General features: G+C 68.5%; 15 protein-coding genes. 4 read left to right on the forward strand and 11 right to left on the reverse strand.

Annotation, left to right across the window (positions count from 1 at the left end):
• Positions 1–219: 219 nt before the first annotated feature.
• The 3 genes from FOY91_RS18180 to hflK form a co-directional block, all read right to left on the reverse strand.
• A complete protein-coding gene (locus tag FOY91_RS18180) occupies positions 220–1,788 on the reverse strand; it encodes a Do family serine endopeptidase (RefSeq protein ID WP_145154968.1) in 1,569 nt (522 codons plus the stop codon).
• Between the two features lie 80 nt (positions 1,789–1,868).
• Positions 1,869–2,735: a protease modulator HflC gene (hflC, locus tag FOY91_RS18185; protein ID WP_145154970.1), complete on the reverse strand. Its 867-nt coding sequence runs from the start codon at positions 2,733–2,735 to the stop codon at positions 1,869–1,871.
• Positions 2,732–3,847, reverse strand: a complete 1,116-nt coding sequence (gene hflK, locus FOY91_RS18190; protein WP_145154972.1) for an FtsH protease activity modulator HflK — start codon at positions 3,845–3,847, stop codon at positions 2,732–2,734. The genes hflC and hflK overlap by 4 nt, the downstream gene beginning before the upstream one ends.
• A 110-nt stretch (positions 3,848–3,957) precedes the next feature.
• On the opposite strand from hflK, the gene FOY91_RS18195 reads away from it, so the two are divergent.
• Together FOY91_RS18195 and FOY91_RS18200 are read left to right on the forward strand one after the other, a co-directional pair.
• Positions 3,958–4,965, forward strand: a complete 1,008-nt coding sequence (locus FOY91_RS18195; protein ID WP_145154973.1) for an Mrp/NBP35 family ATP-binding protein — start codon at positions 3,958–3,960, stop codon at positions 4,963–4,965.
• 56 nt (positions 4,966–5,021) lie between these two features.
• A complete protein-coding gene (locus FOY91_RS18200; RefSeq protein WP_145154975.1) occupies positions 5,022–5,450 on the forward strand; it encodes a CoA-binding protein in 429 nt (142 codons plus the stop codon).
• Between the two features lie 23 nt (positions 5,451–5,473).
• On the opposite strand, the gene FOY91_RS21810 is transcribed toward FOY91_RS18200, so the two are convergent.
• A complete protein-coding gene (locus tag FOY91_RS21810) occupies positions 5,474–5,644 on the reverse strand; it encodes a hypothetical protein (RefSeq protein ID WP_162527279.1) in 171 nt (56 codons plus the stop codon).
• A gap of 140 nt (positions 5,645–5,784) precedes the next feature.
• The gene (locus FOY91_RS18205) at positions 5,785–5,979 is read right to left on the reverse strand and encodes a hypothetical protein (protein WP_420822894.1); all 195 of its coding nucleotides are present in this window, start codon (positions 5,977–5,979) and stop codon (positions 5,785–5,787) included.
• 43 nt (positions 5,980–6,022) lie between these two features.
• Here FOY91_RS18205 and FOY91_RS18210 point away from each other — a divergent pair, with 43 nt between their 5' ends.
• A complete protein-coding gene (locus FOY91_RS18210) occupies positions 6,023–6,841 on the forward strand; it encodes a class I SAM-dependent methyltransferase (protein WP_145154977.1) in 819 nt (272 codons plus the stop codon).
• 6 nt (positions 6,842–6,847) lie between these two features.
• Here the strand turns inward: FOY91_RS18210 and phaR are convergent, their stop codons facing one another.
• A complete protein-coding gene (gene phaR, locus FOY91_RS18215) occupies positions 6,848–7,417 on the reverse strand; it encodes a polyhydroxyalkanoate synthesis repressor PhaR (protein ID WP_145154979.1) in 570 nt (189 codons plus the stop codon).
• Positions 7,418–7,511: 94 nt separating this feature from the next.
• Between phaR and FOY91_RS18220 the strand changes: the two genes are divergently transcribed.
• On the forward strand, positions 7,512–8,564 hold the full coding sequence (locus FOY91_RS18220) for an alpha/beta hydrolase (RefSeq protein WP_238995786.1): 1,053 nt from the start codon (positions 7,512–7,514) through the stop codon (positions 8,562–8,564).
• On the opposite strand, the gene FOY91_RS18225 is transcribed toward FOY91_RS18220, so the two are convergent.
• From FOY91_RS18225 to alr, 5 genes are all read right to left on the reverse strand, one after another.
• On the reverse strand, positions 8,561–9,460 hold the full coding sequence (locus FOY91_RS18225; protein WP_145154981.1) for an iron-containing redox enzyme family protein: 900 nt from the start codon (positions 9,458–9,460) through the stop codon (positions 8,561–8,563). The genes FOY91_RS18220 and FOY91_RS18225 overlap by 4 nt on opposite strands.
• Before the next feature lie 97 nt (positions 9,461–9,557).
• A complete protein-coding gene (locus tag FOY91_RS18230; protein WP_145154983.1) occupies positions 9,558–10,094 on the reverse strand; it encodes a peroxiredoxin in 537 nt (178 codons plus the stop codon).
• A 95-nt stretch (positions 10,095–10,189) separates the two neighbouring features.
• Positions 10,190–10,945, reverse strand: coding sequence for an ABC transporter ATP-binding protein (locus tag FOY91_RS18235; protein ID WP_145154985.1), 756 nt, complete (start codon positions 10,943–10,945; stop codon positions 10,190–10,192).
• Positions 10,942–11,739: an MlaE family ABC transporter permease gene (locus FOY91_RS18240; protein WP_145154991.1), complete on the reverse strand. Its 798-nt coding sequence runs from the start codon at positions 11,737–11,739 to the stop codon at positions 10,942–10,944. Before FOY91_RS18240 ends, FOY91_RS18235 begins: the two co-directional genes overlap by 4 nt.
• On the reverse strand, positions 11,739–12,788 hold a 1,050-nt coding region (gene alr, locus FOY91_RS18245), incomplete at its 5' end, for an alanine racemase (RefSeq protein WP_338062103.1). The genes alr and FOY91_RS18240, both read right to left, overlap by 1 nt.

Raw genomic sequence — 12,788 nt, forward strand, 5'->3', positions numbered from 1 at the left:
TGGCGCGGCGCAGTTTGAGCGTCGGCGGCTGCCCGTCAGCGGTGGCCCCGATGAAAATGCCCGTTTCGCCCGCCATCGCCCGACCCCCCATGCCCCCGCCCGCAGATCCCCAGCAACGGACTATGCCTATGAAGCCCGTCGCGACGGAGCGTCACCGCCTGTCGGAACAGGCCGTCGCCCGTCCGCTCATCGACATGAGCGACAGGGCGACGGCACTCCTTATTTCGCGCCGATCTTCACGCCGATATAGCGTGGCGCACCCGCGCCGCGCTGGACGAACAGCAGCACCGTACCGCGCCCGGCCGCTTTGGCCGCGTTAATCGCGCCGGTCGCGTCAGCCACCGTCAGCGTTGGCCGCTGGTTGATGGAGACGATCACGTCGCCGCGCTGGATGCCTTCGGAGGCGGCATCGCTGCTGCCGTCGACCGAGGACACCACAAGGCCGCGAACGGTAGCCGGCACACCGAGCTGCCGACCGATTTCCGGCGTCAGCGCCTGCAGGCCGAGACCGATCGAGTCGCGGGTGGACTGTGCCCCCTGACCCGGCCCGCCCGGCGTTGCGTCGTCATCGTCGTCACCCCCGGCGGCGGCGGCAAGCTGGTCCTCCGGCGGGCGCTCGCCCACCACGGCGGTCAGTGTCTGGCGCTTGCCCTCGCGGATCAGTTCGATCGGCACGCGCGAGCCGACGGGCGTGTTCGCCACGATGTAGCTCAACGTGTTGTCGGGGGTGACGATCTTGTTGTTCACCTTCACGATCACGTCGCCCTGGCGGATGCCGGCACGGGCCGCGGCCTCACCCGGCTCCACCCGCGCCACGATCTCGCCGCTGTCCTTGGGCAGGCCCAGACCGGCGGCGATATCCTCCGTCATCGGCTGGATGCCGACGCCGAGATAGCCGCGCTTGATCTTGCCACCACCCTTCAGTGCCTCGATCACCGGCCGCGCCTGCTCCGCCGGAATGGCGAAGCCGATGCCCACATTGCCGCCGGTCGGCGAGAAGATCGCGGTGTTGATGCCGATCACGTTGCCCTGCAGATCGAACATCGGGCCGCCGGAGTTGCCCTGATTGATCGAGGCGTCGGTCTGGATGTAGCGGTCATAGGCGCCGCCAAGGCCGATGTTGCGGTGGAGTGCCGAAACGATGCCCGCCGTCACCGTGCCGCCGAGGCCGAACGGGTTGCCGATCGCGACGACCCAATCGCCCACGCGCGTGGCGGTGCTGTCGCCGAAGGTGACGAACGGCAGGCCTTTCGCCTCGATCTTCAGCAGCGCCAGATCGGAGACGACGTCGCGCCCGACCAGCCGCGCCTTGTATTCCTTGCGATCCGGCAGCGTCACGGTGATCGAGTCCACCGTCGGCGCGGTGGCGCCTCGTGCGGCGGGGCCGCCCGAGATCACGTGATTGTTAGTGACGACATAACCATCCGCCGAAATGATGAACCCAGAGCCGAGCGAGGTCGCCTCCCGCGTCGCGGGGCGGCCGCCGTTGTCGGGGTCACCGCGCTGGCCGAACTGGCCGAACAGGTCGCCGAACGGGGTGCCGGCGAACGGATTGCCGTTCCCCTGCGCCACCGGCACGCGCGACGTGGTGGAGATGTTGACCACCGCGGGCTGCAACTTGGCCGCCAGATCGGCGAAGCTCAGGGGCGCGCCCGGGCGCGGCGCGGAAGCCGCGATCGTGCCGGGTGCGTTCTGCGCTACCTGCGCCCCCACCGGCGATTGCAGCACCATGGTCGCAGTGGCGCCACCGGCCAGCATGGCGGCGGTAATGGCATAGGCATAACGCACGATGGCAATCTCCTGGCGTTCTATTCCGGTCGGCCCTGCCGATGCACGGCTGAACCCGTCTTGAATGGAAAAGGGTCCGTTCAGCGCCGACCGCTGAACTCCTTGAAATACTCGTTGTTCGGCGAAAGGATGACCGACGACGTGCCGGGTGCCTCGATCCCGTCGGTACCGAAGCTGACCCGATAGGACTGCATCGCCCGGTAGAAATCATAGAAGCCCGGATCCTTGCCGAAGCTTTCGGCATAGACGCGCGCCGCCTTGGCATCGGCATCCGCGCGGATCAGCTGTGCCTGCTTTGCGCCCTCGGCCAGGATCGACCGCGCCTCCTGCTGACGCGCGGTACGCATCCGCTCGAACGCGCTTTCCAGCGGAGTGCCGTCCGGCAGGTCGGCACGCTTGATCCGCACGTCGACGATCTCGGCGCCATACTGACGAGCGACGCGGGACAGCGCGTTCTGGATATTGTCCATCACCTCCCCCCGTTCCGGGCTGAGAAGTGCGGCAAACGGGCGTTTGCCCAGTTCGTTGCGCAGCGCGGAACCGAGGATCGGCTTCAGCGCCTCGCCCACCCGCCGCTCGCTGCCGGCCGACACGAACATGCGCCGCGGATCGACGATGCGGTAACGGGCGAAGGCATCCACCTCCAGCCGCAACTGGTCGGTGGACAGCACGGCCTGCCGCTGCATGTCGAAATCGAGCACGCGCTTGTCGACCCACACGATCGATTCGAGAAACGGGATGCGCGCGATCAGCCCGGCGCCGGTGTGGCCGAATTCCTCGTTCGGGCGATACTGGTTGATGATGCGGTTGGGTTCGCCCACCCGCACGATCAGCGCCTGCTTCGTCTCGGGCACCACCGCGAACACGCTGGTGGCAAGCAGGACGAGCGCGATCGCCAGCAATGCCCACGCGATCGGGTTGCGGAACAGCTTTTCGGTTACGCTCACTTGGCCGCTCCCGCCGTCGCCGTCGTGGTGGAGGTGTTCGATCCGGTAGCGGCACCGGGCCGCAGCTGGCCGAGCGGCAGGTACGACGTCACGCCCGGAGCCTCGACGATGGTCTTGTCGGTCTTGGCCAGCACCTTCTCCATCGTCTCGTAATACATGCGCTTGCGGGTCACTTCCGGGGCAAGCTTGTACTCGGTGTATACCTTGTCGAACGCCGCTGCCTCACCCTGCGACTTGGCCGTCAGCTGGAGCGCATAGGCGCGTGCCTCGTTCAGATAGGACTGCGCCTGCTGTTGCGAGGCGGACACCTCCTTGAAGGCGTCGTTCACCGCCGCCGGCGGATCGGCCTGCTTGATGGCGACGCCCTGCACGGCCACGCCGGCACGGTAGCTGTCGAGCAGCTCCTGCATCCGCTCGGCCACGCGCGCCTCGATCTGGCTGCGCTGCGGGCCGATCGCGTCGTTCAGCGTCACCCGCGCCAACTGCTCGCGCATGGCGCTTTCGGCCACTTCGCGGATCGTGTCGTCCGGGTCGGCCAATTCGAACAGGTAGAGTTCCGGGTCGCGGATGTTCCAGCGCACCGAATAGGCGAGGTCGACGATATTCTGGTCGCCGGTCAGCACCAGATTCTGCGCGCTTTCGGCGGTAGAACCGATGTCGATGTTGCGGATGTCGTCCACGTCCAGCCGCTGCACCAGATCGATCGGCGCGGGCAGGGTGAAGCGCAGGCCCGGCGTCAGCGTGCCGGCATAGTTGCCCAGCCGCGTCACCACGCCGCGCTGCTGCGGGCCGATCGTGTGGAAGCTGGTGAAGACGATCCACAGCAGCACGAACGCCCCCACCGCCCACTTCCAGATCGCCGGGTTGGGCGCGCCGGAAAATCCGCCGCCCCCGCCACCGAAACGTGCACGACCGCGCTTGAGCAGTTCGTCGAGTGCGGTCGGCCCGCCGCCGCCGGCCGGGCGCTTGCGCGGCGGCTGGCTCCACGGGTTGCGCGGGCCGAGACCATCCCCGCCGCCACCATTGTTGCCGCCGCCACCAGAACCGCCCGAGCCGCCGGAACCGGAGCCGCCGCCACCGCCCCACGGCCCGCCGCCACTCTCGTTCAACATCGCGATGACCGTTTCTTTCCGACCGGGATCCGTTTTCATACTCCCTTTATAGGAGGCGGCGGACGGAAAAACAGTGTCATTGCCTTGCATGGGGGATATGCGACGCGATCATGACCAGCAACGATGCCCTCGCCGCCGCCCTGGACTCGGTCGCCGATCCGATCTCCGGCAAGGGGCTCGTCGCCAGCGGCCGTGCCGCCCCCCCGCGCATGGCCGAAGCCACTGCCAGCGTGATCCTCGACGTGACCGGCCTTTCCACCGCCGCCCGCGAGGCGCTGGAAGGTGCGATCAAGGCCGCGCTCCTCACCGTGCCCGGCGTGTCGGCGGTGCGCGTGGCGATGACGGCGGAGAAGAAGGCGCGCCGGCTGATCGCGGTCGGCAGCGGCAAGGGCGGGGTCGGCAAGTCCACCGTCTCGGCCAATCTGGCCGTCGCGCTCAAGCGGCTGGGGGCGAAGGTGGGGCTTATCGACGCCGACATCTACGGCCCCTCGCAGGCGCGGCTGATGGCGACCGAGGGGATGCGCCCCGAGGCCGAGGGCCAGAAGATGATCCCGGTGCCCACGTCGTTCGGCGTGCCGATGCTGTCGATGGCGCATCTGGTGAAGCCGGGGCAGGCGATCGCATGGCGCGGGCCGATGGCGGGCAATGCGCTGGGCCAGCTCGTCGATGCGCACTGGGGCGAGGTGGACACGCTGATCGTCGACCTGCCGCCCGGCACCGGCGACATCCAGCTCTCGCTGATCCAGAAGCACAAGCCCAAGGGGGCGATCATCGTCTCCACCCCGCAGGATCTGGCGTTGATCGACGCCACCCGCGCGATCGACCTGTTCAACCAGTCCACCGTGCCGATCATCGGGCTGGTGGAGAACATGGCCGGGTACGAATGCCCGCACTGCCACGCGATCAGCGATCCGTTCGGCGCGGGCGGGGGCGAGGCGGCGGCGGCGGCAATGGGGCTGCCGTTCCTCGGCCGCATCCCGCTGGAGATCGCGATCCGCAAGGCATCGGATGCGGGCACGCCGCCCGCCGCCGGGGGCGAGGCGCACGCCCAGCCGTTTCTCGACATCGCCGGCCATCTGCTCGGCTGGCTGAACCCTGCGCCCGCTCAACGGTTCTGACTCTCCGAACATGCCACGCACCGCTGCCGGATCACGTGGCCCGAGAGGAGTTCCCGATGCCGATCACGTCCGATGCCGACATTGCCGCGCTGCTGGCAGAAACCCGCACCATCGCGATGGTCGGCGCCTCCGACCGACCCGACCGGCCGAGCTACGGCGTGATGAAGTTCCTGCAGGATCGCGGCTATCGCGTGCTGCCGGTCAACCCGCAGATCACCGGCGAACATGTCCATGGCGAATATGTCTGGCGGGAACTGGCGCAGATCGGCGAGCCGATCGACATGGTCGATATCTTCCGCCGTCCAAACGCCGCCGGGGAGGCGGTGGACGCCGCGATCGCGGCGTCCGCGAAATCGGTGTGGATGCAACTCGGCGTGATCAACGAAGCGGCCGCCGCCCGCGCCGAGGCCGCCGGCCTGAAGGTGGTGGTGGATCGCTGCCCGGTGATCGAGTTTCGCCGGCTGGGCCTGCCAGACGTCGGCTGACCTCCGTCAGGCCGGAATGTGGTTCAGCGGGTGGTGGTCTTGCGCCGCGCCGGGGTTTCGCTCCAGCCGTCCAGCCGGGCCAGCAGCATCTCGATCTCCACCGGCGTCACCCGGGCAGATCCGACATAGGCATCGCGCAGCAGTGACTGGACGACGGCGTCGTCCATGCCGGTCGAGAGTGCGTTCATCATCATGATTGCTCCTGCCCCGAAAACCGGCCAGTCCAGTGGCTTCGGAATAGGTCGGGTCAGGGGCAGCCGGCAATTAGACGTTGGTCGTGGCGGGGTCGGACCGGGTCAAGGGGGCGTAGACCGTTGCCTGTCCGCCGCGCACCTCACCCCTTGATCGCAAGCGCGACGCTGATCGCGGACACGAACAGCGCGGTCAGCAGGATGCCGCCCCACGGCACCCACCCCACACGATCGCGATCCACCCGTCGCATCCGGCGCCGGTCCGCCAGCGCGGCGCCCCCGGCGATCCCCGCCGAGGTCGCCGCCGCGATCCACAGGAAACCTTGCATGTCGCTCACCACATCCGCATCATCCGGGCCGATCATAGAACGGAGCGCCACGATGTCCTTCACCCTTTCGAGGCGCCTTGCGCTTGCCGCCGCGTTGCTGGCCCCTCTGGCCGGCGTGCAGGCCGTCACGCCGCTGTCGCCCCCCGCCACCGTCGCGCAGGCCGTCGCCAGCCCCGCCCGGGCGCCCGCCAACCGCGCGCGCGACATGTATCGCCACCCCGCCGGGACGCTCGCCTTCTTCGGCGTGACGCCCACGCAGACGGTGGTGGAGATCTGGCCCGGCGCCGGCTGGTATACGGAAATCCTGGCACCGCTGCTGGCCGCGAAGGGCCGCTACATCGCCGCAACCCAGCCCCCCGGCAAGTATCGCGACGCCACGCTGAAGCTGCTCGCCGGCAACCCCGCGCGGTTCGGCAAGGCGGTCGTGACGACGTTCGATCCGGCCAGGCCCTCGGCGATCGCGCCGGCCGGCACCGCCGATACGGTGCTTACCTTCCGCAACGTCCACAACCTGCTGATGTCGGGCGACGAGGCCGCCGCCCGTTCCTTCGCCGATTTCTACCGCGCGTTGAAGCCGGGCGGTGTGCTGGGCGTGGTCGATCACCGCCTGCCCGAGACGGCGGACGCGGCGCGCGAGAAGAACAGCGGCTACATCAAGCGGTCCACCGTCATCCGGCTGGCGACGGCGGCCGGCTTCAGGCTGGCCGGCGAATCGGAGGTCAACGCCAATCCGAAGGACACCGCCGACTGGCCGAAGGGGGTGTGGACGTTGCCCCCGTCGCTGAGCCAGGGCGAGGCGGACCGCGCGCGCTACGTGGCGATCGGCGAGAGTGACCGGATGACGCTGAAGTTCGTCAAGCCGGCGCGCTGAGGCGCCTCAGCTGCCCAGCTTGTCGATCTTCGACTGGAGACCGGCGAGCTGGGCCTTGAGGTCCGCCATCTCGTCCGAGGTGGAGGCACCCGTGGCGGGCGTGGTGTCGCCGGCATCCTCGGTGCCCGCGACCGGCGGCTTGAACGCCTTGGTGGCCGCCTCGAACATCTCGATGTTGCGCTTGGCGAGCTCGGCGAAGGGGCCGCCGGTGAACGCCCCCTCCATCGCGGTGCGGAACTGCAACTGGTTGCGGCGGAACGCATCCATCGACGCCTCGAGATACTGCGGCACCATCGACTGCATCGAGTCGCCGTAGAGCGAGATGAGCTGGCGCAGCACGCTGACGGGCAGCATCGTCTGGCCGCGGTTCTCCTCCTCCATGATGATCTGGGTCAGCACGTTGTGGGTGATGTCGTCCTCGGACTTGGCGTCGATCACCTTGAAGTCGCGGCCCTCGCGGGTCATCGCCGCCAGATGCTCCAGCGTGATGTAGCTCGATGTTTCGGTATTATAGAGCCGGCGATTGGCGTATTTCTTGATGATGACCGTTCCCGATCCGCCAGAAGATTTAGCCACTGCGCAGTCCCTTTCACGTCGAACTGAAACGGTAGCACAGGCCAATGCCGCATCGCAACACAAGCCCCGGCCGCTTCCCCTGTTCCTTGAACTTGTGCGCAGCGAAACCGCAGCATCGCCCGGGCGCCTGCGCGATGCGCTGCGCGGGCTGAGGCTCTATCAGGAGGCACCCCGCCTGCCGCCGCCCCCGCCGATGCCGGTGGCGGCGCGCGTCGGCCGGGTCGCGCTACGCGACTATGGCGGCAGCGGGCCGGCGGTGATCGTCGTGCCCTCGCTGATAAACCCGCCCTCGGTACTCGATCTGGCGGAGGACAATTCCCTGCTGCGCTGGCTGGCGGGACAGGGCTTGCGCCCGCTGCTGCTCGACTGGGAAAGCCCCGCGCCGGACGAGCGCGACCTGACCATCGCGGGGCATGTCGAACGCTATCTGCTGCCGCTGATCGCCGCGATCGGGGGGCGACCGGCGCTGGTCGGCTATTGCCTGGGGGGCACGATGGCGCTCGCCGCGGCGGCCCGCGCGGATGTCTCGGCCCTCGTGCTGATCGCGGCACCCTGGCGCTTCTCGGGCTTCACCGAGGCGGCCCGGACCGGGCTGGCCGACCTGTGGCGCCACGCAGAGCCGGCGGCCACCGCGCTCGGCGTACTGCCGATGGAGGTGTTGCAGACGAGCTTCTGGCAGCTGGACCCGTCCAAGACCGTCGCCAAGTTCGAGCGCCTCGGGCGCGGCGCAATGCCGCCCGCGGCGATCCCCGGCTTCATCGCGCTGGAGGACTGGGCGAATGACGGCCCGCCGCTCACCTATGCGGCCGGGCGGGGGCTGATCCACGATTTCGTCGGGGCGGACGAAACCGGGCGCGGGGTGTGGCAGGTCGGCGGGTCGCCCGTGGTGGCGGAACGCCTCGCCTGCCCGGTCCTCGATATCGTCTCGACCACCGACCGGATCGTGCCCGCAGCCAGCGCCGCCGGAATCGGGACCGGCCTGTCGCTGGGGCTGGGCCATGTCGGCATGATCGTGGGGGGCCGGGCACGCAGCCTGCTGTGGGAACCCATGGCGGAATGGCTGCGGCAGGCGATTGTCCTCCCCCCCGCTCCCACCCGGAAACGACGTTCGCGCGCCAAGCCGCCGACGGTCGGACCCGGCCTCTAGCCCCAGAGCTCGGCGCGGTAGCGATCGAAACAGCGCGCGCCGCAACGCAGGCGGATCAGTGCACCTTCCGCGATCGCCGTCGCGCGGCGCGGATCCTCGCTGACGAGCGGGCGCAATGCCTCTCGGTTCCAGTCCGCACTATGCTTCACGTCCAGCACCGCATGCAGATCGAAATAACGCCGCTCGCGATCGCTCAGGCCGATCCGGCGCAGGCCGGCGGCGGTCGCAGCCGACCGGCCCGGCGCGGTCAGTTCGATCACGCCCAGCGCGCCTACCGAGTGCCATGCATACCGACGGCTCGTCGCCATCGCCGTCATCGCGTTGGCCAACGACAGGCTTTCCCAGACGGTGTTCTCGATCACCGGGTCCACGTCTAGAATCTCGACGAGCTGGTCGAGCATCGGACCGTGCATTCCCTTCGGATTGCCACGCCCCATCTCGTCCCAGTAGTTACGTGCCAGCTCCAGCTTGGCCTGCGCGGGGATCTTCACCTGCGTCATGGCGACCAGATCGTCGAACCCGGCCTCGCCGGCCGCCTCCTGCTCGAAGAACCAGCGGATCTGCTCGCGGGTGGCCGTCTCGCCGATCCATGGGAACAGGATGTCGCCCTGCCCCGGGCCGACATCCTTCAACGCCTCGAACCATGCGACGAAACCGTCGGCGTCGGTCGGCACGGCAGCAGCCTCGCAACTCACCTCCGCACGCAGTTCCTCAAGGAAACCGCCCTCGAGCCGCTGCATTCGCATGTCACGGTCGAGCAGCTTCTGCCAGTCGTCGGTGGGGAAGGCGGGCTTGAGACGTTCGCGATTCCAGTGGGCGAGGCCGCGCTGGAAACTGTCGGTGAGGAACTGGGACCTGCCGCCGTTGCGGTCCTCGTCCAGGGGTCTGCTGGCCATCGGGGTATCCTGTCGAACAAGAAATCATTCGGCAGGACAACCCGTGGCGAGAGAACACGGTTCCGGCCGCGCAACAACGCGGCCGGCCGATCCTAATCTAGTTTTGGTTGTTTTTCAGCCACTCAAGCACATGGTCGGGCGCGCTGACACCATAGGGATCCTCGTCGGAGCCATCGTCATTGATGCCCGGTTCCTCGAACCACGCGACGACCTTGCCGTCGTCCACCACCATCGAATAGCGCCACGAACGATCACCGAAACCGAGGTGATCCTTCTTGATGAGCATACCCATGCGGCGGGTGAAATCGCCCGAACCGTCCGGCAGCAGCTTCACGTTCTTGAGGCCGAGGTTCTTGCCCCACTGAAACATCACGAACGCATCGTTCACCGAAAGGCAGAACACGTCGTCCGCGCCGGCGGCCTTGAGGTCGTCGTACACGCGCTCATAGGCCGGGCACTGCTCGGTCGAGCAGGTCGGGGTGAAGGCGCCCGGCAGCGCGAACACGACGACGCGGCGCCCCTTGAACAGGTCGCCGGTGTTCACGTCCTGCCAGCGAAACGGATTCGGCCCCTCGACGGCCTCGTCGCGGATACGGGTCTTCAGGGTCACGTTCGGTACTTCACGTCCCAGCATCGGTAGCTCCTTTTCTGATGCGCGGAATGTAGGGACGGCTGAAACGCCGCGCCAACGCGAAAAGTCGCTCAGAATGATCGGTTCGGCCGATCCTGCTAGCTGATCGGCCCCACCGCACGCCCCTGCACGAACTGGTCGACATAGGGATTGCCCGAATCGTACAGCCGGTCGCGCGGGCCGCGCCAGATGATCCGGCCCTGGTAGAGCATGGCGACGCGGTGGGCGATCTTGCGCGCCGAGGCCATGTCGTGCGTGATCGTCAGCGCGGTGACGCCGAGATCGTCGACGAGACTGACGATCAGGTCGTTGATGACATCGGCGCGGATCGGATCGAGGCCGGTGGTCGGTTCGTCGAAAAAGATGATCTCGGGGCGCGGCGCGATCGCGCGGGCCAGCGCCACGCGCTTCTGCATGCCGCCGGAAAGCTCGCTCGGGCGCAGGTTCAGCACGCGCGCATCCAACCCGACGCGCTCGAGGTTCTCCTGCGCGATCATCCGCATCTTCGCCGGCTCGCGGTTGCGCCCGCGCGTCAGGCCGAACGTCACGTTGCGCCACACGGGCAGCGAATCGAACAGCGCGCTGCCCTGGAACAACAGTCCGAACTTCGAGCGGATCCGCGTCATCGCCGCGCCGCGCGTGCCGACCACCTCCTCGCCATCGACGAGGATGGAGCCGCGATCCGGCTGGACGAGGCCGAGGATGCACTTGAGCGACACCGACTTGCCCGAACCGGACTGGCCGATGATCGCCATCGATTCCCCCGGCTCGATCGTCAGGTTGACGCCGTCGAGCACCTTGTTGCCGCCGAACGCCTTGGTGACGTCGCGCATCTCGATCTTGGGAACGCTCATCCGAAGGCCGTCACGGTGATGAGCAGGTTGGAGAGCAGGATCAGGATGAAGGCGGACACCACCGCCGTGCGGGTGGCATCGCCCACGCCGGCCGCACCGCCGGTGGCGCGAAAACCGTAGTAGCAGCCCATCAGCGCGATGAAGAAGCCGAACACCCCCGCCTTCACCAGTGCCATCGCCACGTCGTCCCACTCCAGGAAGTTGCGCGAGATGGTGAGGTAGTTGGTGGCGTTGAAGCCCAGCTTGTACACCGCGATCAGATAGCCGCCGAGGATCCCGAGGCAATTGGCGATCAGCACCAGCACCGGCAGCGCCAGCACCGAGGCGAACAGGCGCGGGCCGATCAGGTAGCGATAGGGGTCGGTGCGCAGCGTCGTCATCGCATCGAGCTGCTCGCTTACGCGCATCGTGCCCAGTTCCGCCGCCATTGCGGAAGAAACCCGGCCGGCCACCATCAGCCCCACCAGCACCGGCCCCAGTTCGCGCACGATGCCCATCACCACGATGCCGGGCACGGTGGACGAGGCGTTGAAGCGCGAACCGGCGGTGAAGGTCTGCTGCGCCAGCGCCGCGCCGGTGAAGATCGCGGTCAGGCACACCACCGGCAGCGAGAACCAGCCGATATGCAGGATCTGCTCGAACAGCTTGCCCGGATAATAAGGCGGCGTCAGCGCGCGGCGGATGGTGGTGAGCGCGAACGCCGTCACCCGCCCGATCGCCGCCAGCAGCCCGATCGCCACGGTGCCGATGCCGGCGAAAAAAGCGAAAGCGGCGGTGCCGATACGCGAACCCATCATGTCCATCGGCGCAGATAGCGGCGGCCGAGCCCTGTCAGCAACTCATATTGCGACAGCCCGGTCGCTTGCGACGCGGCGGGCAGGTCGTAGGCCAGCGCCAGCCAGTCGCCCTCGCCCGTATCCGGTGCGTCCGTCACGTCGATGGCGATCAGGTCCATCGAGACGCGGCCGACCAGCGGGCAGGCCACCCCGCCCGCCAGCGCATGGCCGTTGCCGCCGAAGGCCCGCAGATAGCCGTCCGCATAACCGAGGTTCAGAATCGCCACGCGCATCGGGCGCGGGGCGGTGAAGGTGGCGCCGTAGCCGATCGTGGCACCCGCCGGCACGCTGCGCGCCTGCACCACCTGCGCATGCGGCCGCACCACCTGGGCCAGCCGCCCCGCCGCGGCCGGCCCCGGCGTGCCGCCGTAGAGGCCCAGCCCCGGCCGCACGAGATCGAGCGCGTACCGCTGGCCGAGACACACGCCCGCCGAATTGGCCAGGCTGTAGCGCCGCGCCGGGATCGCCCCCTTCAGCCCGCGAAACACGAACAGCTGGCGCTCGTTCAGTGCGCTCTCCGGCTCGTCGGCGCAGGCCAGATGGCTCATCAGCGTGTCGATCACCAGCCCGTCGAGCAGACCCGATCGCGCCTCTTCCGGGGTCAGGCCCAGCCGGTTCATGCCGGTATCGATCATCACGTCGCACGGCCGCCCGCCCGCCGCCTCGCGCCACCGCGCCACCATTGCCGGCGTGTTGAGTACGGGCCGCGCGGTGGAGGCGAGCGCCGCGTCCATATCCTCCGCGCGCACACCGTGCAGCACCGAGACGCCCAGTTCCGCCGGCAGCGGCCCGAGCGCATCGAGCTCGCCCCACGTCGCCACGTAGAAATCGCGGCACCCTGCCTCTGCCAGCCGCCGCGTCACGTCACGCGCGCCGAGCCCGTAGCCGTCCGCCTTCACCGCCGCGCCGCACGCCGCCCGGCCGGCACGCGCCGCGAACCACCGCCAGTTGGCGACGAGCGCAGCCCCATCGAGATCGAGGCGCAGGGGGGAGGGAGGCGATGTCAC

Origin of the sequence: Alterirhizorhabdus solaris (genome assembly GCF_007785815.1) — a bacterium.
Classification (GTDB): domain Bacteria; phylum Pseudomonadota; class Alphaproteobacteria; order Sphingomonadales; family Sphingomonadaceae; genus Alterirhizorhabdus; species Alterirhizorhabdus solaris.

Bases quoted from the DNA above. Each gene is read 5' to 3' on its own strand.
- FOY91_RS18235 (WP_145154985.1), bottom strand. From the start codon at position 10,945: ATGAGCGTTCCCAAGATCGAGATGCGCGACGTCACCAAGGCGTTCGGC.
- FOY91_RS18240 (WP_145154991.1), bottom strand. From the start codon at position 11,739: ATGGGTTCGCGTATCGGCACCGCCGCTTTCGCTTTTTTCGCCGGCATC.
- FOY91_RS21810 (WP_162527279.1), bottom strand. From the start codon at position 5,644: ATGATGATGAACGCACTCTCGACCGGCATGGACGACGCCGTCGTCCAG.
- FOY91_RS18225 (WP_145154981.1), bottom strand. From the start codon at position 9,460: ATGGCCAGCAGACCCCTGGACGAGGACCGCAACGGCGGCAGGTCCCAG.
- FOY91_RS18230 (WP_145154983.1), bottom strand. From the start codon at position 10,094: ATGCTGGGACGTGAAGTACCGAACGTGACCCTGAAGACCCGTATCCGC.
- FOY91_RS18210 (WP_145154977.1), top strand. From the start codon at position 6,023: ATGTCCTTCACCCTTTCGAGGCGCCTTGCGCTTGCCGCCGCGTTGCTG.
- FOY91_RS18195 (WP_145154973.1), top strand. From the start codon at position 3,958: ATGACCAGCAACGATGCCCTCGCCGCCGCCCTGGACTCGGTCGCCGAT.
- hflK (WP_145154972.1), bottom strand. From the start codon at position 3,847: ATGTTGAACGAGAGTGGCGGCGGGCCGTGGGGCGGTGGCGGCGGCTCC.
- FOY91_RS18200 (WP_145154975.1), top strand. From the start codon at position 5,022: ATGCCGATCACGTCCGATGCCGACATTGCCGCGCTGCTGGCAGAAACC.